This window comes from Desulfogranum japonicum DSM 18378 (assembly GCF_000429945.1).
Classification (GTDB): domain Bacteria; phylum Desulfobacterota; class Desulfobulbia; order Desulfobulbales; family Desulfobulbaceae; genus Desulfogranum; species Desulfogranum japonicum.
In genome coordinates, this window is the sequence record NZ_AUCV01000004.1 from 17,448 (window position 1) to 40,939 (window position 23,492).

28 protein-coding genes are annotated in these 23,492 nt (G+C 52.1%); 24 read left to right on the forward strand and 4 right to left on the reverse strand.

Annotated features, from left to right (window positions below; translation table 11 throughout):
• Positions 1-49 precede the first annotated feature (49 nt).
• The 4 genes from G493_RS0104535 to G493_RS0104550 form a co-directional block, all read right to left on the reverse strand.
• Positions 50-286, reverse strand: coding sequence for a DUF2188 domain-containing protein (locus tag G493_RS0104535; RefSeq protein WP_028579424.1), 237 nt, complete (start codon positions 284-286; stop codon positions 50-52).
• An 82-nt stretch (positions 287-368) separates the two neighbouring features.
• Positions 369-1,022, reverse strand: a complete 654-nt coding sequence (locus G493_RS0104540) for an AbiU2 domain-containing protein (protein ID WP_028579425.1) — start codon at positions 1,020-1,022, stop codon at positions 369-371.
• 512 nt (positions 1,023-1,534) lie between these two features.
• Positions 1,535-2,140 carry a hypothetical protein gene (locus tag G493_RS0104545; RefSeq protein WP_028579426.1) on the reverse strand — a complete coding sequence of 202 codons (606 nt, stop codon included), beginning with the start codon at positions 2,138-2,140 and terminating at the stop codon, positions 1,535-1,537.
• Positions 2,141-2,374: a hypothetical protein gene (locus tag G493_RS0104550; protein ID WP_028579427.1), complete on the reverse strand. Its 234-nt coding sequence runs from the start codon at positions 2,372-2,374 to the stop codon at positions 2,141-2,143.
• Between the two features lie 515 nt (positions 2,375-2,889).
• On the opposite strand from G493_RS0104550, the gene G493_RS27785 reads away from it, so the two are divergent.
• From G493_RS27785 to G493_RS0104670, 24 genes are all read left to right on the forward strand, one after another.
• On the forward strand, positions 2,890-3,114 hold the full coding sequence (locus tag G493_RS27785; RefSeq protein WP_035273639.1) for a hypothetical protein: 225 nt from the start codon (positions 2,890-2,892) through the stop codon (positions 3,112-3,114).
• Complete coding sequence (locus tag G493_RS0104560) at positions 3,114-4,694, forward strand: phage portal protein (RefSeq protein ID WP_028579428.1); 1,581 nt, start codon at positions 3,114-3,116, stop codon at positions 4,692-4,694. The genes G493_RS27785 and G493_RS0104560 overlap by 1 nt, the downstream gene beginning before the upstream one ends.
• Positions 4,681-5,481 (forward strand): hypothetical protein, encoded by an 801-nt coding sequence (locus G493_RS0104565; protein ID WP_028579429.1) that lies wholly within the window; start codon positions 4,681-4,683, stop codon positions 5,479-5,481. Before G493_RS0104560 ends, G493_RS0104565 begins: the two co-directional genes overlap by 14 nt.
• Before the next feature lie 22 nt (positions 5,482-5,503).
• Positions 5,504-7,048 (forward strand): phage major capsid protein, encoded by a 1,545-nt coding sequence (locus G493_RS0104570; RefSeq protein WP_028579430.1) that lies wholly within the window; start codon positions 5,504-5,506, stop codon positions 7,046-7,048.
• A gap of 100 nt (positions 7,049-7,148) precedes the next feature.
• On the forward strand, positions 7,149-7,478 hold the full coding sequence (locus tag G493_RS0104575; RefSeq protein WP_028579431.1) for a DUF2190 family protein: 330 nt from the start codon (positions 7,149-7,151) through the stop codon (positions 7,476-7,478).
• A 12-nt stretch (positions 7,479-7,490) separates the two neighbouring features.
• Positions 7,491-7,814: a hypothetical protein gene (locus G493_RS0104580; RefSeq protein WP_028579432.1), complete on the forward strand. Its 324-nt coding sequence runs from the start codon at positions 7,491-7,493 to the stop codon at positions 7,812-7,814.
• Positions 7,811-8,419 carry a hypothetical protein gene (locus tag G493_RS0104585; protein ID WP_028579433.1) on the forward strand — a complete coding sequence of 203 codons (609 nt, stop codon included), beginning with the start codon at positions 7,811-7,813 and terminating at the stop codon, positions 8,417-8,419. The genes G493_RS0104580 and G493_RS0104585 overlap by 4 nt, the downstream gene beginning before the upstream one ends.
• Positions 8,416-8,874, forward strand: coding sequence for a hypothetical protein (locus G493_RS0104590; RefSeq protein WP_028579434.1), 459 nt, complete (start codon positions 8,416-8,418; stop codon positions 8,872-8,874). The genes G493_RS0104585 and G493_RS0104590 overlap by 4 nt, the downstream gene beginning before the upstream one ends.
• 20 nt (positions 8,875-8,894) lie before the next feature.
• Positions 8,895-9,674: a phage tail tube protein gene (locus tag G493_RS0104595; protein WP_028579435.1), complete on the forward strand. Its 780-nt coding sequence runs from the start codon at positions 8,895-8,897 to the stop codon at positions 9,672-9,674.
• Positions 9,674-10,006, forward strand: coding sequence for a hypothetical protein (locus tag G493_RS0104600; RefSeq protein WP_028579436.1), 333 nt, complete (start codon positions 9,674-9,676; stop codon positions 10,004-10,006). Before G493_RS0104595 ends, G493_RS0104600 begins: the two co-directional genes overlap by 1 nt.
• A gap of 129 nt (positions 10,007-10,135) precedes the next feature.
• Positions 10,136-12,739 (forward strand): GumC domain-containing protein, encoded by a 2,604-nt coding sequence (locus G493_RS31795; protein ID WP_051309010.1) that lies wholly within the window; start codon positions 10,136-10,138, stop codon positions 12,737-12,739.
• Positions 12,736-13,137, forward strand: a complete 402-nt coding sequence (locus G493_RS0104610) for a hypothetical protein (RefSeq protein ID WP_028579437.1) — start codon at positions 12,736-12,738, stop codon at positions 13,135-13,137. Before G493_RS31795 ends, G493_RS0104610 begins: the two co-directional genes overlap by 4 nt.
• A 331-nt stretch (positions 13,138-13,468) precedes the next feature.
• Positions 13,469-15,193, forward strand: coding sequence for a hypothetical protein (locus G493_RS0104615; protein ID WP_153306428.1), 1,725 nt, complete (start codon positions 13,469-13,471; stop codon positions 15,191-15,193).
• 21 nt (positions 15,194-15,214) lie between these two features.
• Positions 15,215-16,909 carry a hypothetical protein gene (locus tag G493_RS0104620; RefSeq protein ID WP_153306429.1) on the forward strand — a complete coding sequence of 565 codons (1,695 nt, stop codon included), beginning with the start codon at positions 15,215-15,217 and terminating at the stop codon, positions 16,907-16,909.
• A complete protein-coding gene (locus G493_RS0104625; protein ID WP_028579440.1) occupies positions 16,909-17,916 on the forward strand; it encodes a hypothetical protein in 1,008 nt (335 codons plus the stop codon). The genes G493_RS0104620 and G493_RS0104625 overlap by 1 nt, the downstream gene beginning before the upstream one ends.
• Positions 17,913-18,221 (forward strand): hypothetical protein, encoded by a 309-nt coding sequence (locus G493_RS0104630; RefSeq protein ID WP_028579441.1) that lies wholly within the window; start codon positions 17,913-17,915, stop codon positions 18,219-18,221. Before G493_RS0104625 ends, G493_RS0104630 begins: the two co-directional genes overlap by 4 nt.
• Positions 18,222-18,223: 2 nt before the next feature.
• The gene (locus G493_RS31800; protein WP_028579442.1) at positions 18,224-19,183 is read left to right on the forward strand and encodes a hypothetical protein; all 960 of its coding nucleotides are present in this window, start codon (positions 18,224-18,226) and stop codon (positions 19,181-19,183) included.
• Between the two features lie 3 nt (positions 19,184-19,186).
• Positions 19,187-19,474, forward strand: a complete 288-nt coding sequence (locus G493_RS0104640; protein ID WP_028579443.1) for a hypothetical protein — start codon at positions 19,187-19,189, stop codon at positions 19,472-19,474.
• The gene (locus G493_RS31805) at positions 19,474-21,447 is read left to right on the forward strand and encodes a hypothetical protein (RefSeq protein WP_051309011.1); all 1,974 of its coding nucleotides are present in this window, start codon (positions 19,474-19,476) and stop codon (positions 21,445-21,447) included. Before G493_RS0104640 ends, G493_RS31805 begins: the two co-directional genes overlap by 1 nt.
• A complete protein-coding gene (locus tag G493_RS0104650; protein ID WP_028579444.1) occupies positions 21,437-21,667 on the forward strand; it encodes a hypothetical protein in 231 nt (76 codons plus the stop codon). Before G493_RS31805 ends, G493_RS0104650 begins: the two co-directional genes overlap by 11 nt.
• A gap of 2 nt (positions 21,668-21,669) precedes the next feature.
• The gene (locus G493_RS0104655) at positions 21,670-22,263 is read left to right on the forward strand and encodes a hypothetical protein (protein ID WP_035273644.1); all 594 of its coding nucleotides are present in this window, start codon (positions 21,670-21,672) and stop codon (positions 22,261-22,263) included.
• A 15-nt stretch (positions 22,264-22,278) separates the two neighbouring features.
• Entirely contained in the window at positions 22,279-22,674 is a 396-nt protein-coding gene (locus G493_RS0104660) for a hypothetical protein (protein ID WP_028579446.1), read from the forward strand.
• Positions 22,667-23,017, forward strand: coding sequence for a hypothetical protein (locus tag G493_RS0104665; protein WP_028579447.1), 351 nt, complete (start codon positions 22,667-22,669; stop codon positions 23,015-23,017). The genes G493_RS0104660 and G493_RS0104665 overlap by 8 nt, the downstream gene beginning before the upstream one ends.
• Before the next feature lie 16 nt (positions 23,018-23,033).
• Entirely contained in the window at positions 23,034-23,492 is a 459-nt protein-coding gene (locus tag G493_RS0104670; protein WP_028579448.1) for a hypothetical protein, read from the forward strand.

Consider the following 23,492-nt stretch of genomic DNA (forward strand, 5'->3'; position numbering starts at 1 on the left):
TCCCAGAAAGACTATTTTTAAAAATAGAGAATGGATAATAAGGAACCTATTATTTTTTATCCTTGGGTGGACAAGGATCTCCCCCATGACTGTCTGGGTTCTGAATAGTACCGTCCTTTTTATGAACGATGAGTTCTGACTTTTGATTCTTACTGATTTCTCTTGCGTGCTTCACAGCGTCTTGCTTGGTATCAAAATGTTTAATCGATTTTTGTCCACCACCTTTTTTAATATCCCATCCACCTGACTCCCCACCAGGCACAACATGATGTGTTTTCCTTGCCATAACCTTGTCTCCTTTATTCAGCACAACGTGGAGTTCAGCGGGGGCCGGGCTGTTTCGGCTTCCGCTGGAACGTTTTGTTAAATTATTTTTCATTAATCGCTAAAGCTATTGAGTCGTAAATGGCGTCTTTCTCATCAAACTTATACGGTTTGTTTTTTGGTTTTCTAAGGTTGTGAAATAAATCCCAAATATCACGAATAATTGAATAGTATGTCAACAATGCTTTTTCTATATCATCAAGAGTAACAGCCTTGAATAGTTCTAAATATTCTTCTTCCTTGTTGAGTATAGCATGAGCAAAAACTTTACTTCTAATTGCTTTACATTCATCTCGTAAATACTTGTTGTATTGACTCGTTTGTTTAAATAGTGTCGCAAAGTCTTCCTTTGTTGGGAAGTAAGCATTGTCAAAATAGTTGGGATTTATTTTCATAATATCCGGATTTCTAATCAAGTATTCCTCTTTCGAGAAATCAGCTATTTGTGTGAAACAGATGGCTTGAAAATCCGTAAATGATTTGCAGTCTGGTCCGTCATCTGATAAGCGGCCTAATGATAGAAATAAAGAACGTTGGGTAGAGGCAGCATATATTTTCCAGAATCTTACATTTCTATTTATTAAATTGACCCAACTTTGATCTTTCAATTTCTCTGAGAAAGCTGCATATCCATAGAACAGTGTTAGTGAGCTTTCCACTTCTTCTTTTATAAAGTCAATCCACTCTTTAGTGGTCATAGATAAATCCATCAGTCAGTATTGTTTAAAAATTTAACAAGCAATTATACGGATCTGTGTAACGCCTGTTTTGTAATGTTATACAGAAAAGACTTTGTCAAACCGGCCAGGTAATTCTAATTCTTCTTGATCGGTATATTACCAACAACCAAAACCTGTAAAACGAATACATATGAACTGACGAAGGGACCCGAGTCACAGTTTAAAACAGACGACCAAGAAATCTCTCAGAATTGAACGGTAGGATAACGCGATTGTTGCCCTGTCGTTTTTTAGACCTGAGAAAGGTCCCCTCTGCTTATGGAGTGAAGCGGGAGCGGCAGAGGGGAGGGTTTGATGAAGATTGACCCCATTACTGACGTCAGACTCATTATATGCCATGCTTATAAAAAAACAAGGGAGTGTTTCCAGTGAACAAAAAAACGCTATACGGTGGGACGGTCAGGTGCGCAGAACTATTCAACCGTCATTGGGGGAGATCTTGGTAGGGGCGCTGTTTTTTTTACGCTAAACTAATGTTGAGAAGAAAATGTCATAAGCCAAGAAACAATAAAAGAAGACGCACAACCTATCAAAAAGGCAATAACCGTTGCTTTCGATTTTAAGCAAATTGATTTCCTTTTCGCCCAACTGAGTTTCTTTGAATTGTGCAGATAGTTTTCGCAGAATCTATTAATGGCAATGGAGACCTGTGACCATTTGCCAAAGGCATCAATATGATCGTTCCTGCTTTCTGCAAGACGCGCCTGTGTTCCAAGCTTGATTATTTCGTATCTATCTCTGAGCAGATTCGAGAGAAACTCTCCACTGTCTATCAGGGTTAAATCAGCGCTGCTGGTCAATAGACTTTCCAGCTCGGTGTTGAAATATTTGAGTTTGATTTTAAAGGCATCCAAGGCACCACGTTTCAGGTGGCTGATGGCTTTATGGGTCGACTTTGCTTCATCTTCTCCGTCCACGTAAAAACGACGCAAGTGATCAAAAGCGGCATGAATTTCAAAAAGGAGCTCTACAGGAAGGGTGTTATCGATTGCCTCTATTTCACAATACAGTGGTTTGACATATTCGAGGTAAAATGCAAAGGCATCTTTCACCTCTCCCGTTTCTTCAGCTCCCACTTACAACCCCAGGATTTTATCTGTTTCCCGGTTGATGTCTTTAGAGGATCTTAGTTTGTCGCGCAAGACATTACCCCTGCCGATAAAAGGAAACGCTGAAGTGATTTTGAAATCTTTTTTCGTTTTCTTGGTTAAGTGGGCTCTGATTTCTTCCGGAGAGGATTTCCTGATCTGTTCTGGAGACAGCCCTGTTTTTCGGGCTATTCCAGCCATAACTTCTTCATGTAAAGGCATTCTGGTTTTCCTTTCCTGTATATTTTGCGGTTGTAAGACAAAGGGTAAGCTCGTACTTGAGCAATGCCTGATTGTTGCATGGACGTCAAAAATAACGTGAAAACTGAATTATGCAACAATTATTGCACAGAATAGCATGATTTGACGTCCATTGTCAAATGTAGGCGCTTATATCCCCTTATTACGGCTTATACAATAATCACTCTCCTTAAGCGCGTCAAAACAGCCTCAGTTCTAAAAATCTGCTGACCTGTACGCTTATGGCAAACGATTTGTTTTATAGTTCCCTTAGGGGTTCTATTTGTTCACCCACACGATTTGAACCACCAACACGCCTATTCAGGCAGAGTTCATTTTCACTTGTATAAATAGCATTTCCCATGCCAGTACAATATGTGTAGTGCTACCAGTAGTACAATACTACCGGTGGTACTGAGGTGCTTTTTTTCTGAAATTTCCTGCTCTATCCTTTGCGTAAATCAAAACACGAATTTTCTTTTACGCGAGGAACGACTTTGACCCTGACCCAAGCACAAGAGAGACTGGCGCTGTATCTGGAAGCCGAACGAGCTGTTCTGACGAGTCCGAACCAAACGTATACCGTTGGTAATCAGACGTATACCAAGCACGATCTTGCTCCAATACAGGCCGAGATCCGCAGGCTGGAGGCCACCATTGCAGTTCTTTCCCGCAGCGGTCGGTTATCCCATGCATCAGCCGTGTTCGGGGGACGCCGCTGATGCAGCTGGCAGTCGGGAAAGCCTCGACCAGTGCGAAGCTCTATAATGCATTCACTTCCCTTACCGCCAACATTCTTGCTCTGGGCAGTCCTGCCAGGGCTGCCCGCTACCGTTACCACCGTGATTTGTATCGAACCTATGTGGCGGGTGAATTGACCGGTTCCAACCAGAATTTTCGGCCACGCCCCAAGTCAGCCGATGCCGACAGCAAGCGCACCATGCAGACCATTATCGGCAGGTGCAGGGATCAAGCGCAGAACAATCCATCTGTGCGGGGAGGCATTCGCCGCATTGTCAACAATGCTGTACGTAGCGGTATTCGTCCCCAGTTTCAGTTTCGGGATAAGGGTGACAAGCTGGATACTGCAACCAATAGGGCCTGGGAAAAACTGTTTTCCCGCTGGGCCGGGTATGCGGATATTTCCGGGCACGATTCCTTCTGGGCGCAACAACGGCTCGGGTTGGGCCATATGTGGTTTGACGGCGGTTTTTTTATCCACCGGGTTTGGGATACCTCTATCCCTGGCGTGGTCCCCTTACGGCTTGAGTTGCTGGAACGAGATCATCTGGATACCTCCATGGACGGTGTACTGAAAAACGGCAACATTGCCCGACAGGGTAAGGAGCTTGATCCGCGTACCGGCAAGGTGGTTGCCTATCATCTGTTTCCTGAGCACCCGGGAGATAGCGGTTATACCTCCATGGTGCAGCAATCCATTCGTATACCTGCCAGTGAGATTGTCGATGTGTTCGAGCGGGACAGGATAAGCCAGTATCACGGTATTCCCTGGATAGTGGCTGTGGTGATGGAAGCCTACGACCTTGAGGATTATAGAGCTTACGAGCGTATAGGCGCCAAGCTGGCTGCGGCTTTCGGGATTTTCGTGAAATCCAACTATGCAGATATGGGGCATCCAGGCATCGGCATCCAGGCCGGAGAAACAGGTGAGAACAGCAACTGGCCCACCACCTGGGACAATATGCCGGAATACATCGATCCGGGCCGTATTCAGGCCGTTCCCTATGGCGCTGACATTACCATTGCCAGCCATAACCGCCCCGGCACCCAGTACGAACCGTATGTAAAGGAATCCCGCCGTACCCAGTCCACAGGATTCGGCATGAGCTACGAAGCCTATGCCAACGATTATACCGATGCAAGCTACTCTTCTGCCCGTTCAGCCTCTCTGGAAGAACGTTTGTCATATGGCGGCATGCAGATGTTTTTAAACGAAAAGATGAACCGAAAAGTCGCTGCCTGGTTCATTGAGGCCGCCTGGATGGCCGGGCTTGCTCCCTGCAGCATGCCCGGTTTCCGCACCAACCCATGGCCGTACCTGGAGGCTGTGAGCCACCAGAATCCTGGCTGGGGTTGGGTGGAGCCGCTCAAGGATTCCCAGGCAAGCGGTAAGAAGATAGACAAGGTGCTTTCCACCTATCGCAGAGAGGCTGCAGCTCAAGGATATGACTGGGACGAGCTGGTGGACGAGGCCATTGACTGCGAAGCCAAACTGACTCCGCTGCTGCAGGCACGGGCTCAAAACCAACAACTGAGTGAGCAGAGTAATGCCGAGATTTAGTCAGCTGAGGACAGAATTGAATTCTGCCCCGCAGATCACAAGGGCGGAGATACGAAATGCCATCAGGCAAGAGCTTGAGGTTGCAGGTATTCGTCCTGGCATGCAGGCTAGAAACATATCGTACACAGCGCCACTTGTTAAAACGACTAACGGTGAACGTTCTGAGGGGAATGATTTGCTTAGTCAGCTCAGGGCAGAATTGGATTCTATCATGCAAAACTTGTCCAGTCAGCTGAGGGGTGAGCTTAATTCCATTCTGCAAAGACAGATGCAATCAACAGAAAATGCCATTCGCTGGGTGCTTACCACAGAAATGCCGGCAACGGTATTTGACTGGAATCGCTATGATTTTGTGGAAGAGGTCCTGCTGATGGAAGGGATCATGATCCCTGAAAACGGCCAGGTGCCGCTGCTGGATTCCCATTCTCGCTGGAGCGTGGACGACGTGCTGGGCTCGGTACGAGATTTTCAGCATCTGGAAGCAGGTGGATACCCTGCCATTGACGGCTTGGTGAGTTATTGCGCGGATGAAAAATCCCAGCGCACCAGGCAGAAGGTGCTGGACGGGCATCTAACCGACGGCTCGGTGGGTTACGCTGTAACGAAATCAGTCTGGATTCCTGATGGTGAAGAAGCGGCAGTTAAAAATCAGATTTTCACAGGTCCGCTCAAGGTGAGCTACGAGTGGCACCTGAAAGAATTTTCAAACACGCCCATCGGCGCGGATAAGTTGGCCAAGGTTCGGAGCCTTTGTGATGCCGGCGGATGCCGATTGGTAAACATCTAACCGGGACCAAGCAGGAGATATTATGCATCCCAAGTTACGAAAGTTTTTGATCGAAAACGGGCTCCGCGCCGACGCAACCGAAGCAGAGGCGTGGGAATTATATAAACAACTCCAGGTTGATGACGTTGCCTATAACGGGCCGGAACGGGCCGACCAGGATCCTGGCGGTGAGCGTTCTTCAGAAGGCAGGCAACAGGCAAACAGATCTGCTGCCGGTGCGCGTCAGCATAGCGGCGACGATAATGAACCGCCTTCTGCTGCGGGAATGTCTTCTGAAGAAGTGCGGGCCATGATCGCCCAGGAAACTCAACGCTCAAGGGCCATCGAAGATGCCTGTGCCGTTGCCGGTCTGGGAGTTGAAGAGGCCAGGTCCATGATTGATCGCGGCCTTAGTATTGAACAGGCCCGTTCCGAGTTATTTGATACCCTGCAGCAACGTCAGCAGACCATCGGCGCCGGGGCAAGCGTAGGTTTTCAGGTCGGTACCGAAGATCGCGATAAATTCCGGGCCGCAGTAGTTGACGGTCTTGCCATGCGTAGCGGTCGCAGAATAGAGCAGCCAGCTGCCGGGGCCAATGAATTCCGTGGCCAGCGATTACCTGATATTGCCAGGGAATGCCTTGAGCGTGCAGGTATTCGCTGCAGAGGCATGAATCCTGACCAGATTTCCAGCAGGGCACTCTCTCCGGCTGGGTCCAGTGACTTTCCTTTGTTGATGTCCAATGTTGCCAACCGGAACCTGCAGGCAGCTTATACAGAAGCGCCGTCTACTTATCGCCAGTGGGTTGCTGTGGGCGATGCCAACGATTTTAAGGAGTTGCATGCGCTCAAGCTCTCCAACTCACCTGATCTTGAAGAGCTGGATGAACACGGAGAGTTCAAGACCGCTGATTTTAGCGAAGCCGGAGAGACCTACAAGGTTATCACCAAGGGCATCAAGGCCAAATTTACCCGGGTCATGCTGATTAACGACGATCTGCGGGCATTTACCCGAATACCGACCATGATCGGTACGGCTGCCAAACGCATGGAAAACAAGATGGTTTACGGCCTCCTGCTTTCCAACCCTGCCATGAATGATGGCAAGACCTTGTTTCATGCAGACCATAAAAACCTGGCTGCTGCAGGCGATATAGATGCAGTGACATTGGGCAAGGCCCGTGCAGCCATGCGCAAGCAAAAAGGTATGGCTGGCGAAACGTTGGACGTCACCCCTGCCTTTCTTCTGGCTGGTACCGATGAAGAGATGAATGCAGATATCCTGCTTCGCTCCGCTGCCCTGCCGGATGTCAATCTTTCCAGCGGCGTGCATAACCCCTGGGCAGGCAAACTCACCCCGGTAACTGATCCATTGCTTGATCTCTCTGATGGTGACGATCCTTTTTATCTTTTGGCCCATCCCAACCAGGCGCCGATCATCGAGGTAGCCTGGTTGCTGGGCAATGAACAACCCTTTGTGGATGATGAGATGGAATTCGGCACAGGTGCCATCACCTATGTGTGCCGGCATGATTTCGGCTGCGGTGTGGTCGATCATATCGGCGCTTACAAAATTCCGCGCAGTTAAAGTCAGCTGAGGACAGAATGAATTCCGTCCCACAGATTTAAAAGATAGCTGAGGACAGAATTGAATTCTGTCCCGCAGATGAAAAAGATTGGAGAACATTATGGCTAGAGGACACGTACAGATAGGCGATGTCATGCCCTGGACAAATGATTCAGGAAGCGATGTGGCATCTGGAGATATCGTTGCATTTACCGGCATGATCGGTCTGGCGCTGGGTGACATCGCTAACGGAGCAGAGGGATCCCTGGCAACATGTGAAGTGTGGGAACTGCCCAAAGAGGCAGCTCTTGCCATTGACCAGGGTGCCCAGGTGTACTGGGATGATACTGCAGGCGAGATCGACACCACCAACACCAATGTGCCGGCAGGTAAAGCCTTTGCCCCAGCAGCGGCCGGCGATTTGACCGTACTGGTCAAACTTAATGCATAACCGGAGCACAAAGTGGCAACGGCACAGATACAGCACATCAATGATTTTGCTGCGGTCCTGGCTGATCCGTCGGGGCCGGCTGTTGAAATCACCATCAGTACTGCCCAGGGATCCTGGACCATTAAAGGTATCCGCGAGCTCAGGGACTATGCCCCTTATGCAAGTCTGGAGATAGTTCAGGCTGAAAAGCAAAACCTGTATGTCTTACGTTCTGATTTGGGTTTTATGCCGGTTCCGGGGTTGGAATTGATCCTTGATGGCAGCCAGTGGACGGTGGACTCGGTGCCTTGGAAAGGTGAAGTTTTACAGATAGCCATCACAGGGTACCGGGTATGAGACTGCAGCTGGCGGTAGATAAAAAGCGTCTGGATAAGGTTGCAGCTGCCATCGAGGCTACCGAAGCACAGATTAAACAAGCCAGGTCAGCCACCCTACGGCAATTACAAACCACCATTGAGACCGGCCTGAAACAACGGATTTCTAAGGCGGAGCGTATACCCCAACGGGCCCTGGGCGAAAGGTTGTTTTTTTCCAGTGTGGGAAAAGACGACGGCACCATGAAAGTGTGGGTCGGTACCTGGGATATTTCTCCTTTTGCCATCGGTTCACCCCAACAAAATGCCAAGGGAGTAACCGTTGCCGGCAGGAAATACCCAGGCGCATTTCTGGCCTCGATCTACAGTGCCCAGGAGAAAGTATGGATCAGGCTGCATTCTCCACATTATTCACCTGACCTGTACCCCACCAGTTCCCGAAAAGGTGACCGTTTCGACACTCAGCCTGAACTGCGCGGCAGATTTCCTGTGGTTCGAGCTGCAATTCCCATCGCTACCCATGTGGAAGAGTTTTTCAGCGAGCAGGAAGCCTTTCTGGCAGATCAATTTACCGTCAAATTCGAGCGAAATCTGAACTATTTCGTCAAACTGCAAGGCAAGCTATGACCCCTGAGTTTACCGCTTTATTCACTGCGAAAGTCCAGGAATTGACAGGGGCTCTGCGCTACTACCATAAACCCACTGGAACAACCATCGCTCCCCAGGTCATACACACCATGCTGCCGGCACGCTCGCAGACCTGGAAGGAAGGTGAAGAGTGCCCCTTTGTCCGCTTTGCCATCTACAAAATGGAAGTGGATTTTAGACGGCGCGGGAATTTCAAGGTGGCAATAAGCGCAGGCATTTACACCGGCGGCACCATTCAGGACGGCACCAACGACATAATGGAACTGGTCGGGGCCCTTTCCGGCCTGGCGGACCACCGGGGCTTTGCGCCCTATAAATTACAGACGCCTTTCTCTTTTGAGATTGGCGAACCAAACCCACGCCCAGGAAGTGAGGGGCTGCAGCCGCACCCGTACTATTACGCCTGCGGGACTTTGCAATTCAACATGCCGTAACAAGGCAGGAGAATAATAACATGGGAGCAAAATCGAGAGCTTTTATCGGCACGGTTTATATGGCCACGCTTGATGGAAACAAAAACCGGACCAGCGGCTATATGAAGGTCGGCAACTGTTATCCGTTCACTGTTAAGGTGGAGACTGAACAGAAAGTCAATGTTTCGCGTATGAGAGAGAACGCAGGGCAAAACCTGGACGTGCGCAACATCCTTTCGGCCATATCCGGATCCTTGACCATTAACCAGTGGCTGGCGAAAACCCTGGCCTGGGCATTGTCTGGCGAAGAGGTGGCAATGACAGAGGCAGGCGGCACGGTCACGGCAGCAGCCGGAACCACGCTTACAGCGCCGAAGCCTGGCGAGTGGGAGCCAATGGGCCACCAGAATATCAGCGCCGTGGAAATTACCGAAGACGTAGACACCACATCAGCCACCTATGTGCTTGGCACCGATTATCTGATTAACACGGCCCTGGGTATGTGGACCACCGTAGAGGGCGGCCAGATATCCGCAGGGGATAAGGTTCGCTATGGCTACACCTACGCCGCCGAGAGTGGTTACCGGGTCGAGATCGGTACCAAAACCCTTATTCGTGTTGCCATCCTGATAGACGGCGAGGACGAGTATTCAGGCGAACTTATTAACGCGGAATTTGACTCTGTGGTCCTGGCGTCCGGCACGGAAATAAACCTTATTTCGGATCCTGACACCGATTACGAAGAGCTGCAATTTTCAACCACCTTTGAGACCCTGGACGGCAAAACGTCCCCTGGTCGCATTAACGGAGTATCCCTGTAATGAGAAAATCTAAAATTATTAACTGGTTGGATAAAGAGGTGACGGTCAAAGAGCTGACTGTTGAGGAAATGGAGGGTTTTTTGGACAACTACCAGCCCACGCCCCTGGATATCTTACTGGACCGGGACGCACCAGCCAGAGCCGTCACCCTGTCAACCGGCATTGCGTTGGGGGCCATGAGAAGCAAGACCCCAAGCACCCTGGCACCGCTTTTTGATGCGGTGGAAGAACTAAACCCTATTTTAGTCGCAGCGATGAGGCGACTAAAAAAAATCATCGAGCTAAAGCTGGCAGGAGCCGCTTTACCATTGGAGAGGCCGCCTGCGCCTTAATAGAACGCGGCCACCATAGAGTCTGGGATTATGGCTTTTCCCTGTTTCTGACAGCGCTAAAACGCGCAGGGGGCGGCAAGAAGAAATAGACCGCCCCAATCCTTTCAACGTATTTTTTCCGGCCCATTTATGGCGAATGCAGCGAGTAAATTTGTCTACACAATACAGGCGCAATATGAAGGCACAAGCGCTTTCAAGTCCTTTTCCGCCGACCTTAACGACCTAAAAAACGTCCAGGCATTTACGTCGCTTAATGCGTCGCTGGAAAAGAATAAAACCGCCCTGGCTGCAGCCGAGCAGGAAGCCCTGGCCCTGGCTGCCGCCCTTTCGCAGTCCAAAGACCCGAAGCTGGCCGCCAGTATCGACAAGACCAGCGCACGCCTTGAAAACCTAACAGAAAAGTCTGGGCTGCAGGTCCAGGCCCTTTCCATCCTTGAGCGCGAACTGACAACAGCCACGCAAAAATATACCGACCTGGGGGCAGCCTACCAAAAGGATCCAACCGCCGCCCTGGCCGCCCAGTATAAAAAAGCTGGCGACGCCGTGGACGCCTTGACCCTGCGCATAGATAAAAAGCGCCTGGCCATGGATAAAGAGCGAGCCACCATTCAGGCGGTCGAGACCAAATTGAACGGGCTGAAAAGCGCCTACGATGATTCAAGTGACCCGGCAATAGCTGCGCAGTATAAGGCCCAGGCCAACGCCGTGCAAAAGCTGGCCGACCAGGTTGGCCGACAAGAGACTGCCCTGGGCGAACTGAGTGCAAAACTCAAAGACGCCAAGATTGACACCGGCAACCTGACAGCCGAAGAAAAGAAACTTGAGGCAGCGGCTAAAAGCCAGGCCAAAGTACTGGCTGCGCAAAACGCCCTGGGCGTTCGATCCTTTGCCGACATCGAGGTCGAAGTTAAAGGGCTTGAGCAGGCGTACAAGGATCTGGCTGAGAGCGGGACCAGATCGCAGCGAGAATTAGCAGCCTACCACGAGCGCATGAAAAGCCAGATTGCTGATCTGCGGGAAGGTACTAATGGCTGGACAGCACAGATTGAGAAAGTGAAATCTTCCTGGTTTGCCTTTGCCGGGGCTATTGGCACGGGTGTCGGCATCGGAGCCATGGCCAAGCAAATTGGCGATGCCCAGCGCGAGCTGGAGAGTTTTGCTAAAATTGCAGGGCTGGCTCCCAATGAGCTGCAGGCCTATGGTACGGCTGTCAAGTCGGTTGGCATCTCGGTTGAGGGGTTTGCCGACATGAACAAGGACCTTAAAGATAAGGTCGGAGATTTTATAGCCACCGGGGGCGGTGAGTTTGCCGATTTTTTCGAGAATGTTGCTTCCCAGGTCGGGCTGACAGCCGAGGAGCTGGCAAAGCTTTCCGGTCCGGATGCCTTTGTAGCTGTGCAGAAGGCTATGGATGAGACAGGTGTTTCTGCCGAGCAGCAGATTTTCTATATGGAGGCCCTGGCCAACGATGCTTCCAGATTGATCCCTTTGCTCAAAGATGAAGGGGCTGCGCTCAAGAAAAAGGCTGCTGCAGCCGCAGAGTTGAACGACTCCATTTCTGCCCTGGATCGTGAAAATGTGGAAAATGTTAATGAGTCCATCGACAGGATGGGGTTGGCTTTTTTCACCTTGAGTACAGAGATTATCTCAACCCTGGCTCCGGCTATCCTGACCGTGACCGATGGGTTGACCAAATTAATGGATGCGGCCTCCAACATGTCGGCCCCCATGAAAATGATTATTTCCGGCGTGGGTGCGGCTGCGGTCGCCTTTGCAACCTGGCGCCTGGGTATCGCGCCGATTTTTTCCGCCCTGCAGTTGGTTGGCGTTAATGCTGTGTCATTAACCGGCACCCTGGGGAAACTGACCACCGGATTACAAGGGGCGACTTTCGCGGTCAAAGGCCTGCAACGTGCCTTTCTTTTATTGGCGGCCTGGGAAGTCGGCAAAATGATCGGCAACTGGCTAAACCAATTCGACATCGTGAAGAAAGCGGCCACCGCCATGGTCGAGACTTTTGTGGTCGGCGCCCTGCGGATCAAACAGGCCTGGAAGTGGATAACCGGCGGCGATACCGATGCAGTGCAAAAGGAAATCGACGACACGAAAAAAATCTTTTCCGAAATGTACGCCGACATTGACAGCGGCGCCAAACAGACCGGCAGCAAACACGTGGCTGTCCAGCAAAAGACAGCCCAGGCCGTGGCCAATGTAAGCAAAGAAATTGCCAAGCAACAACAGCAGATCATTGACGGCGAGGCTGCCATAGTTGAGGCCCGTAAAAAGACCATAAAGGAACTTAACGAAGAAATACCGGACTACGCGAAAGACGACTATGACAATGTTTTCGGCTATCGCCAGGACGATCCAGACACCAAAGAGGACGAGTCTAAGAAAGAGCTATCCCTGGAAGAAAAATACGGCTGGACAAAGGAAGATATCAAGAAGTTTCAAAACGCTTTTGACCAGGCAGCCGGAGACGCCCTTGCAGAGCGGATCGAGAGTGCCATGGAAAAAGTAGACGCCGGCAACATAAAAGGCATTCAGGAAATGCAGGCAGCCATGCAAAACATAGCGGGCCAGCATGAAGTCACCCAGGTGACCGTCAACGACTCCAACCGGAAAGCGGATAAGGTCGTTGAGCTTAAATTCGAAGGCGGATCCGTCACCGGATCGGAAAGCGACGTCGAGGCCCTGTTAAACCAGCTCGAAGCGGCGGGAATGAGAGCATGATAACACTAGGAACAATTGAACTACCCGGATCCTTACAATGGGCCGATGAATTCGCCTGGTCGCCGGTAATCCATGAAAGAGATTATTCCTGCGCCGGATCCCTTTTGATAGAGGCGTCAGCCAGGCAGGCAGGCCGACCCATAACCCTGAAATCTGGCGACGAGAGTAATGGCCGGGCTTTTGGCCTGGTTAAAAGATCGGTGGTCCTGCAAATCCAGGCGCTTCAGGACGCAGGCGACGCTGACATGACTTTGACATTACACGACGGGCGGACCTTTACGGTCAAATTTGACAAGTCCAGCAACTCGGCCATGGACGCCGAGCCAGATTACCATCAGAACCCGCAGGAAGCCGACGACCTGTATAGAATAACCCTGCGATTGATAGAGGTTTCATAATATGGCGATTGCTAAAACAGACATAAAACTTATGGCCAGCGAGCGCCTGACCGACAACAGCGACGGCGGCGGCATGATGAGCGGCGTGGAGGTGGTAGACGGTAACGTCAACAATCTGTTTCCAGATATTTCACGCCTAGACCGCGTATATGGTCGCGTTTCTTTAAGAAAAGCTTACGTCTCGGTCATGACAGACAACACCGATACCTATGCCGGGGCCCACGTGCTTTTAACGGATCCAGCGGACGACCCCCTGGTATTTACCACCCTTTTCACCACCAAGTCGTCCACCGACGTGCGGGCCGATGCCAAGGACCATATCGAGTCCTACGTGGTCCAGGGCACCAGGTACAATGGTTTCCTGTGGGGCAAGCAGATCGAAGGCGCCAGGGCCATACAGTTTTTCCAGGCAGTAGGTGAAGACCTGCCAGGCGTGGGCGATGTTCTTTACCTGACCAACGGCGAGGACGGAGACAGCGAGCTTTTCCAATACGTTCGCCTGACCAGTGTTGAGGCCAACACCACCACCTCCGGCTCCAAAACCTACGACGTCGTAACCTGTGAGCTGGGCGACCCGCTGCGCTATACCTTTGAGGGGTACGAGTTTGACGACCAGAACAAAACCGGCAAGGCCCTGATATATACCACCCTGGTGGCCGATGCTGCCAAATATTACGGGGCTATGGGGCTGGCCCAGGCGGCCAATGCTGGCGATACCTCCATTGTGGTGGATTCAATCTATACCCACCTGGTGCCAAGTGCCCAGAGTGAAACACCAATCGCAGACCAGACGCCAGGCAATATTCCTGTGATTTTTCAGGGCGGCCCCAATGTTGTCAACGTGCCCACTGTGGGAACCATCGGCCCAGGTGCCATAGCATACCTGCCTTGCTCGCCCGTACCCGGCACCCTGATTTTTGGGGGCGGTGGCCATTATTGCTACGACATCGGCGGGCGCGTGACCTATGGCGTTGGCGGCCAGGAAGTTGGTACGCTGAACTATGCAGACGCGACCATTACCTTTGACGCAGATTGTCCGACCCTGATTACAAACTACAATTGCACCACCACCTTTCAACCGGCGGCAGGATCCAGGCGCCTGGGCAATTCAACATACATCGACGTGACCCTCGGTAACCGTGGGTACAATTACACCTTGAACCTGCAGCCATTGCCGGAGCCCGGCACAGTGGTCGTGGATTATATGGTGGCCGGGAAATGGTATCGGCTGGAAGACGGCGGCCAGGGGATCCTGCGCGGGCCGTCCGGATCCGGCACGGTGAAATACAACACCGGGACCATTGTGGTTACCTGTGGAGCCCTGCCGGACGTAGGCACCAGGATAATAGTTAACTGGTCGGCCCCTGTAGAGTTTCGTACCAGGGGCGGCACCACCACCGGCATAGGTGTCGAGTGGCAGCATACCGTGGCGGGCGAGTCCATACAGCCAGGCACCCTGGAAATAGAGTGCATCATTATGGATACCACCTATGTCATTACCGACGACGGCGCGGGCGGTCTGGTGGATCACGACGCAATCATAGACGCGACCGGCAACAATTATGTGGAATATGCCACCGGGAAGATATGCGTTTGTTTTGCAACAGCAGCGGATCCGGCAACCAGTATCAACATTACCTACAGCAAGGCAACCAGGGAAACCGAAGCGATAACGATCAGCAACAGCCCAGGAATTATCCAGCTCGCCAATTATCCCATAGAGCCGGGGTCAGTGAGCATAGAGGCACAATTCACGGCAGGGACCTATCAGCGAACTGTCTGGCTGACAGACGACGGAAACGGCAACCTGACGGCCAAAAATTTTAGCGTAGACGAGGCCCTGGGTCATGCAGGCGCCGAGGGCAATGCCGTGGTAACCGCTTTGGTGACGCCCGGGACGATCAACTATAACACCGGCGAGATTACCCTGGACGGTTCCAGCTCGGCAGACGTTATGTATGTGAAATATGAAAGCGTGACCGTAGAGGGCACGGAAACGACCACGACCTGGACCGGCAACGAATCATCGGAAACCACTATTGTCTGGAACGATTAACAACTAAAGGACGAAAAAGCCATGTCTCTCTTATGGACTTCCCCACCAGGCGGAAGCGGCACCAGCTCAAGCCCAGCTTTGAGCATGGAAGTAACAACCACCAGGCCGGTTACCAAAACCGTGCAGGAAGCCGTCGAGGTAAACGAAACCAATACCTCTTTCGGCCTGGGCGGGTCGGCAGTCGCCAGGTACACCTTAACCGGATCCGCTGCAGCCACCCAAAGCGAAACCGTAGAAGCACCGGAAATAACCTTTGATTTGACACCCAACCGGCAAGAGGAAATCGTGGCAGGTTCGGTGCTGTTCTCCATGGTGGCCACCAGTGGGACTTTTTACTTTTACGACCGCAACGGGAACATATACCACACCATTAACGCCACCAGCGGCGTGGGCACCGAGTGCGGGAAAATCGACTACACGACCGGCATAGTTACCCTAACATACTGGCCTAAAGGCCTGCAGCCCCAGGCAACAATCAATATCCACAGCCTGGTTACCAAGGTTGGCGGCCACCCCATTGCGGACGTTACTTTCCGGCTACCCAGCGCACCGATTCGCCCGGGATCCTTTACCCTGCAGGGGGCCCTCTTCGATGGCACCAGTGTAAACGCGACCAGTAACTTTTCCGGTGCTATTACCGGCGACTTTTGCCAAGGCTATATCGACTATGAAACCGGCATTGTGACCCTTATTTTTGGCGTGGTTATGCTGGCTTCAAAACTGCCTGGCAACGAGTCCGAAGACTGGTACGACGCTGAAATGATCCAGCCAGACGGCAATATGTGGGTGCCTTTCGGGGTAAAGGCTGAAAGCCTGGTTTATTCCTGTGTGGCGTACAGTTACTTGCCGCTTGACGCGGATTTAATCGGCATTGATCCTGTACGCCTGCCAAGCGACGGGCGGGTGCCTATCTGCAACGACGGTGACGTGATAGTGGTCCACCACAGCCTGGCCGACGTGCTGCCCAATGGTCTGACTGCAAGCCAGGTTATCAACCTTTCCCGGGGTGATGTGAGTTTGATTGAACTCTACGACGCTGACGGCGTGTATGTGCCGCAGACATTATACACAGTGGACCTGGCCACGGGCACGGTAACAATGGCTGATCCCCTGGACCTGACAGGATACACCGAGCCCCTGGTGGCCAACCACAGGCGCGAGGATATGCTTTTGTGTACTGACGTTCAAATCACGGGAAACATTAACGTGGGGGCGCAATTAAAGCATGATTATCCGGCGGGATCCTATGTGAGCAGCGCCCTGTTGTATGGCGACCTGGCAGCGACTGTAACCAATGTTTTTGACCAGCAAACCTGGACCAACGTGTGGGCTAATGAGGTAATTGGCAACACCACGGTGGCCAACTACAACACGGTCAATTATCCCATAGCAGTGACCAACAAAGGCGCAATTACGCAGCGCTGGCTGGTGAGGTTCACCAGCGCGACCACCTTTGATGTTATAGGCGAAAACGTAGGCGTAATTGCCCAGGGCGACATATACACCACCTGTGCACCGATCAATCCGGCGACCGCTGTGCCGTATTTCACCATTGACGCCGACGGCTGGGGCTCGGGATGGGCGACCGGCTATTGCCTGCGATTCAATACCACAGCAGCCAACCAGGATGTATGGATTGCACGGACCACCCTTTCCGGGGAGGTAACCGAGCCCAACGACCAGTTCACAATACAGGTAAGGGGAGACGCTGACTAATGGGCGCGCCAACAGTTTACAGGTGGGACGATACCGACGCCCCGGTGGTAATGCTGGGGATCGGCTACGCCATTGAACTCTTAAAAGCCTGCCTTGTGGATGGCTACGGGGACAAACCGGCGGCTGGCTGGTCACTTGAATTTGACACCGGCGTGTCAATAACTGAGCGGACGGCGGCCTTTAGGAACGACCCCGTTGACGGTACGGGCTGTTACCTGCGGGTACATGAAGACGAAACCAATATACTCGGATATGGATCATATACCGAATGTTGCGGCTACATGACCATGTCCGATGTTGACACAGGCAGCGATCGGTTTCCAACTATTGAATCGGAATACGCTTCAATCTGCAAAGCGCCCAACCAAAATTACGAGGGCGTTCCCCACCCATGGATAATGATAGCAGACAACAGGTGTTTTTATCTGTTTGTGTACCCAAATGCTGACTCACGTACAGCGACAGAGCCAGACATAGTGGATGTGGCTCAATATACGACAACCATGTTTTTCGGCGATTTTGAATCTGTTATCCCTGGGGACAGCTATGCCTGCGCCCTGGTTGGCAAATCCGGATACGGTACGGGAGCTTTAGTCTATGGCCAATCTCCCAGTTCGGCGTCTGCAAACTACACCTATGTACCCAGATTTTCAGCAGGCTATCCGCCTGACAACACGGTTACGACAAGTCTTGTATTTTCAATGTACAACACCGGGCCTGTCGGTGCACACTCCGGAAATGGTTTTGGCTTAAACTATCCGTTTAACGGGCAGATGGTAATATCCAGGCCATATATGAACGATGGAAAAAACTACACAATGCGCGGCTATCTGCCAGGCTACTATATGCCATGTCACGCCGACCTTCTATGGAGTGACAGTGTGGTAACCGAAGTAACCCAGGACGACATGACGTTTTTAGGGATACCGCACGGCATTTGTTACGTAGGATCATACACCTACAAATCACAGTCGCTTATCCGTATAGACGAAGGGTTCAGGGCATGATTGTCGGCGAGCTTATTTTCCACGGCACCAGGTCCATAGACGTCGGCAAAGAAAAATATGCGGTGGGCGGCACCCTGGACATAGACGGAAGCGCAGCAAAACGGCGCATTATGATTTTTCACAGACAAAGTGGCGCCCTGTTATGTACCAGCATGAGCCAGGAGGACGGCACCTGGCGGTCGCCCTGTTTCCCGAAAGTTAGCGACAGAAAATTGCTGGTGGTAGCAGTAGACGACACAGGAGAGTTTAACGCCGTGCCATTCGACCACGTGACCATGGAACAATTGACCATGGAGGATTTTTAACAATGGGAGCACCCACAGTATACAAATGGACCGATACCGGTGCGCCACGACTCACTGGCGGTATAGCTGGCGGCCTTGCAACCCTGCAGGCGTGCCTGGTCACTGGATACGGAGGCAAACCGGCTGCAGGCTGGTCTATGCCATTCGAGGACCTGGCAAACGGTGTGGCGGTTTTTCGCAATGCTGGCTCGGGCGCTTTCCTGCGCGTGACCCATGACCTTAGCGCTATGCGTTATAGCGGCAGGTCCATGGCTTTTGAGGCCTTTGAGGCTATGACCGATATCAACACCGGCACAGAACGAATGCCGTTAACGGCGTCGGAATATAGCTATATACAGGTATCAGACTACGCAACCAATACCTACGCCTATCCATGGGTAATTATTGCAGACGACAAGAGTTTCTATTTTTTCGCGTGGTATCAAGATGAGGATTTAGCAGAGATCCCGGCGGGGTCATTCGCTGCCAAAGCGATGTTTTGTGGCGACGTTATCCCGGCAGACTCTTCAGACGCCTACACGTTCGCCATTATAGGGCAAGGCTCGGGATCCGGTCAGACTTTTCTCGGTGCATTCTCGACTTTCAACGTGGCAACGGCAACCGGCCACCATATACAGCGAAACATGGCAGGCGACCCAGGGGCTATAAATTTCACAGTTATACAGCCAGCCCTGGCTTATTACGCCTTTGGAGGTGGTAGTGTTGGGTATCAGCTTTTACCCTATCCGTTCAATGGCCAGGTATACCTTAACCCCACCCTGATAAACAACGGCGTGGGGTACACCTTTCGCGGTCAATTGCCAGGCTGTTATCACCCATCGCACAATGCCGCCAATGTTGAGGATTCATTGACCGAGGTGGCACTGGACGGCACAACGTACATGACAATCAAATTTTATGGGGCTGGAAGCAGCCGCCCATGTTGCGTGTTTATCGACCTCGGGCAAAATTTCCGGCCATAAACCATGATTTTTCCAGATTTCAAAATCTGCGGCACCTATACACCGCCCACCAGGTACAAGGTTGAAGGAATCTTGACCATTGAGGGCACGGCCAGGGAATTTCGCCGCGTGGTAGTAGCTGACCGGCAAACCTTGCAAATACTGGCGGCAACGGTGACGGCTGCAGACGGATCCTTTTCCATGGCTGGCCTGCCTGCCTTTGGCCCTGTGCTGGTTTTAGGTCAAGACGAATCAGGCGCCTACAATGGCAAGTGCTTTGACCATGTGATTATGACTGCCTATCCGGAATAATGCGGCCCAATTACCGAGCCCCTGCAGGGGATAATATAATCTTTGACCTTGACCCCATAGACCAGGCGGCGGGATCCCTGGCCATTGACCTGGGCGAGGCAGAGGTGACTTACCTGGCGTATACGCCGCCTGCAGGTGACGCCATAGCCATAGACCTGGAAAGTTACACGCCGCCCCCAGGGCACCACATAGACTTTGACCTGGCGAAAACCGAGGCGGGCGGATCCATACCAGAGGATCCAGGCGGCAACATAGAGGACGGTCTGCCAGTCATGCGCCTGGGCACCCAGGTACTATGGACCGATGCGCCAGCAAAAGAGGAACATTTTACGGCCAGATGGAAAGATGCCGGATCCCTGCAACTATGGGTGCAATCCCTTTTTGGCGATGCCGGAACAATTGAAAACGACATACGGGCCCCCTGGTCGGAAGTCAAACGCCTGACCGGATTAACCCGTGCCGCCTGGTCGAGATTGTCCAGGAATGAAAATGCACTACAAGCGCCCTGGGGATCGCCAGCTACACAAGAGTTGAAAGTGGACGCGCCCCACGGCGACCTTGAAAGACACATAGACGAAGACCAGGCGAGCCCCTGGGCTAACCCACTGGCAAAAGATTCGGACCACCTGCCAGTTACCTGGGACGACAGCGCCAGGGAAGACTCGCTGGATATCGTGGCGCCCTGGGGCAAAGGCAACCCCAACGACGAACACCACCGGACCTTGTGGGGTAAAAAATATTATGACGAAATTTGTACCCGGGATTACGAGCCACCGGCAGGTCTGGCCCTCGACTTTCACCTGGACACCCCAATAGAAGAGGTTGACGACCGCCTGCTTATCCGGGTGCATTTCGATTCACTGACCTACGATTTACGCTGCAGGCACCGGGAGCCGTCCGGATTCCGCGACCGCTACGACTATCAGCGCATTGATATTTCAACCCAGTATACGCCAGTTAGAAAGGTTTATCTGATTATGAATAACGCACTATTAACCAGAGTTTCCGACAATGCGCCCATAGATATCAAGGGCATGGAAATAACCACAGAAATAGATTCGTGGTGCTGGTCGTTTACTGGCGAGCTGCACAGCCGTGAGGCCCTGGAACTCTGCACGGGCACCTCTAACCCTGTGGCTGTCCGCGCCTATGTGAATGGCTATGAATGGGTATTCTGGATCGAATCGTGGCGAGAGTCCAGGGCATTCGGCACCAGGTCATACACTATTACCGGCAGGTCACAGTCGGCGGAGCTGGCCGCACCCTATGCGCCGACCAGATCCTATGTTGAAGGATCCCCAGCGACAGCCGTGCAATTATGCGAGGCAGAGCTGGTAAATACCGGCTGGACCATTACCTGGAACCTGGACGACTGGCTGGTGCCTGGTGGTGCCTACAGTTATGTGGACCAGTCTCCCCTGCAGGCGATCAAACGAATAGTTGAAACACCTGGCGGCGTGCTGCAGTCGGATCGGCTAACAAAAACGCTTTACGCGAACCCACGCTACGCGGTCAAGCCATGGACCTGGGACAGCGCCACAGCAAATATAGCGTTGACCGATTCCATTATCCGCCAGTTATCCCATGAATGGAGCCAGAGCCAACAGTGCAACGCGGTGTTTGTTTCCGGGCAAAACCAGGGCGTGGTGGTCAAGGTCTATCGAACCGGTACGGCTGGCGATATCTGCGCCCCCATGGTTACCGACGCCCTGATTACTTCCACCGAGCCAGCTTACCAGCGCGGCATTGTTGAGCTGGGAAAATCCGGCAAGTGGTCAAAGCAGACCATGCTGTTACCGCTGACCGTTTCGCCGGATCTGCCTGGCTTATTGGATCCCGGCACAATGGTGGAACTCTCAGAAGACGGCGACACCTACAAGGCCCAGGTGACCGGCTGCAGAATATCCGTGAAACGATCAAGAGGGCTGCGCGTTGAGCAGTCCGTAAACATGGAAAGATATCATGGCAACTAATGTATGGCGGCAATTCAAACGGCTAATTGATGGCGAGCCCATGATAATAGTCACGGTGACCGCGCATAATAGCGACGGCACCAGCACCGTGGAAACATACGGCGGCGGATCCGCAAGGCTGCCCGGGCAAGCTGTAGCTGTCAACAGCAAGGCCTTTGCCCAGGGCGGAGAAATTAAAGGCGAGGCGCCCAGCCTAACCTATTCAGAACAGGAGGTATGAAAATGAGAAGACTTTTACTTGTTGGCGCCCTGGCCCTTTTGACTTTGCCAGCGTGCTCAATACTTGATCCTGTCAAAACCGGGACCACAACGACAGATTTCTACAACGAAGAGGGCGAAAAGACCCAGACCGTCACTACCACCCACGCCATAGGCGACAAGGTGACGGAATACAACGAGTCTGTGCGCCAGGCTATTATCGCAGCCCGCGAGGTGGCAGAAAAGAAGATCGACGCCATTATGGAAAAAACAGCGGTCTACGAAGGCGAGCCAGCGGACACAGGGGCCTGGAAACAGGCGGCTGGCTTGTTGGCCATTGATAAAGTGGATAACGACGCCGACAAGGCTATCCAGGCTATTTACTACGGCAAAGACAAGTACGACGTATCAATTAAAGGCCTGGACGTGGGCGGCGATGTCGTAAAAAAGGGCGTGGACGGTTTTATAGTCGACCGCTTGATTGACGGCGCAGGCACACGCACTACCCAAATAGTGGAGGGTGAAAATAACAAGGTGACGTTCGGCAAGGGCTCACCCGTTGACGACTCATACGAATACAAAGAAGAGAAACACGAAACTACCACCACAAACAACTAAAGGAAAACAGAAAAAATGGACATTTTATCAGCCCTTTACAACATGGCAAGCGGTGGGATTAATGCCGAGGCGCTTTGCAGCGTTTTTGTTGCGGCCCTGGTGTTCTTCCTGGCCCTGTCATTGAAAAATTATTTGTCACGACTTAGCGCCCTGCGCTGGGTACTGGCAAACCAACGCCTGGGGATTGACTCGACCTGGTGCCGGATCCCAACCAGCGACGCCTATATTGACGGCATATTGCGAAAAATCAGTATCAGGTCGCTGACTTTTGAACTCTGGCAACCCGGGGCAGGATTTATTGGAATGCACGAGATCCCGATTTTAACCTTTATCGGACAGCCCAGGACCATACTTTCTACCAAACCAGAAGGGGCCCCCCTGCAACCATTGAGGACTTTACCGCATGACTAACATTACAAAATCGCTGAAAACTTCAGAGTTTTGGGTGGTCGCACTAGCTGCGGGCCCCTACTTTTTACAGGCCGTCTTGCAGCAACTCGGCATTGACTTAACACCAGACCAGGTGGCGACAATCAGCAACGGGGCTAAGGAGGTGGCTGACGTAGCCCTGCAGGTTGGCGACAAGCTGGACCAGGCCCAATATAGTGGGCAGTCCGTGCCCTGGCTGTTAATCACGGCCCTGGGATATGCTGCGCTGAGGACCTGGTTAAAAGTAAAAGGCGTTACCTTGTCTGCAGACCAGGCGGCTCAGGCGATCAATGCTGTGAGCGGGGGCGATGTTGCGAAAGAGTAACCACCAGGAGGATCCCATGGCCGGAATGAAAATAGACAAATGTTCAGTGACCGAAGATGGAACCTGCGCAATGCATGGCGTGGAAGTTGAACGGCGAAAAAACCAGAGCCGTGAATTGGACGACATAAAAGCAGCCATAGCCAGGAACAATCAACATATAGGCTCCCTGCTCACCTTCAAAAACCTGGCCACCGGTGCCTCCCTGCTGGGTATGATGGTGCTCTCGGGGAGCTACATCTATACCTATACTCACATCGAATCCGCAGAACTCAAGCACTCAACCTGGGAGGCTGAACTTAAAAGGCTGGATCTCAGAGTGAGCACCATGGCCACCAGACAGGCAGTGATTGATGATCGCTACAATACACTGGTCACCCGTATCGAAGACCTGAACGATCGCATATACCAGTTGATCAACAGTATAGAAGATCGTCGAGTAAAAAATAAATACAACCCGCCAAATCAAGGCAAATAA

Coding starts and splice junctions, on each gene's coding strand:
- G493_RS0104535 (WP_028579424.1), bottom strand. CDS start 286: ATGGCAAGGAAAACACATCATGTTGTGCCTGGTGGGGAGTCAGGTGGA.
- G493_RS0104540 (WP_028579425.1), bottom strand. CDS start 1,022: ATGACCACTAAAGAGTGGATTGACTTTATAAAAGAAGAAGTGGAAAGC.
- G493_RS0104550 (WP_028579427.1), bottom strand. CDS start 2,374: ATGCCTTTACATGAAGAAGTTATGGCTGGAATAGCCCGAAAAACAGGG.
- G493_RS0104560 (WP_028579428.1), top strand. CDS start 3,114: ATGCAGCTGGCAGTCGGGAAAGCCTCGACCAGTGCGAAGCTCTATAAT.
- G493_RS0104565 (WP_028579429.1), top strand. CDS start 4,681: ATGCCGAGATTTAGTCAGCTGAGGACAGAATTGAATTCTGCCCCGCAG.
- G493_RS0104570 (WP_028579430.1), top strand. CDS start 5,504: ATGCATCCCAAGTTACGAAAGTTTTTGATCGAAAACGGGCTCCGCGCC.
- G493_RS0104575 (WP_028579431.1), top strand. CDS start 7,149: ATGGCTAGAGGACACGTACAGATAGGCGATGTCATGCCCTGGACAAAT.
- G493_RS0104585 (WP_028579433.1), top strand. CDS start 7,811: ATGAGACTGCAGCTGGCGGTAGATAAAAAGCGTCTGGATAAGGTTGCA.
- G493_RS0104590 (WP_028579434.1), top strand. CDS start 8,416: ATGACCCCTGAGTTTACCGCTTTATTCACTGCGAAAGTCCAGGAATTG.
- G493_RS0104595 (WP_028579435.1), top strand. CDS start 8,895: ATGGGAGCAAAATCGAGAGCTTTTATCGGCACGGTTTATATGGCCACG.
- G493_RS0104600 (WP_028579436.1), top strand. CDS start 9,674: ATGAGAAAATCTAAAATTATTAACTGGTTGGATAAAGAGGTGACGGTC.
- G493_RS31795 (WP_051309010.1), top strand. CDS start 10,136: ATGGCGAATGCAGCGAGTAAATTTGTCTACACAATACAGGCGCAATAT.
- G493_RS0104610 (WP_028579437.1), top strand. CDS start 12,736: ATGATAACACTAGGAACAATTGAACTACCCGGATCCTTACAATGGGCC.
- G493_RS0104620 (WP_153306429.1), top strand. CDS start 15,215: ATGTCTCTCTTATGGACTTCCCCACCAGGCGGAAGCGGCACCAGCTCA.
- G493_RS0104625 (WP_028579440.1), top strand. CDS start 16,909: ATGGGCGCGCCAACAGTTTACAGGTGGGACGATACCGACGCCCCGGTG.
- G493_RS0104630 (WP_028579441.1), top strand. CDS start 17,913: ATGATTGTCGGCGAGCTTATTTTCCACGGCACCAGGTCCATAGACGTC.
- G493_RS31800 (WP_028579442.1), top strand. CDS start 18,224: ATGGGAGCACCCACAGTATACAAATGGACCGATACCGGTGCGCCACGA.
- G493_RS0104640 (WP_028579443.1), top strand. CDS start 19,187: ATGATTTTTCCAGATTTCAAAATCTGCGGCACCTATACACCGCCCACC.
- G493_RS31805 (WP_051309011.1), top strand. CDS start 19,474: ATGCGGCCCAATTACCGAGCCCCTGCAGGGGATAATATAATCTTTGAC.
- G493_RS0104650 (WP_028579444.1), top strand. CDS start 21,437: ATGGCAACTAATGTATGGCGGCAATTCAAACGGCTAATTGATGGCGAG.
- G493_RS0104655 (WP_035273644.1), top strand. CDS start 21,670: ATGAGAAGACTTTTACTTGTTGGCGCCCTGGCCCTTTTGACTTTGCCA.
- G493_RS0104660 (WP_028579446.1), top strand. CDS start 22,279: ATGGACATTTTATCAGCCCTTTACAACATGGCAAGCGGTGGGATTAAT.
- G493_RS0104665 (WP_028579447.1), top strand. CDS start 22,667: ATGACTAACATTACAAAATCGCTGAAAACTTCAGAGTTTTGGGTGGTC.
- G493_RS0104670 (WP_028579448.1), top strand. CDS start 23,034: ATGGCCGGAATGAAAATAGACAAATGTTCAGTGACCGAAGATGGAACC.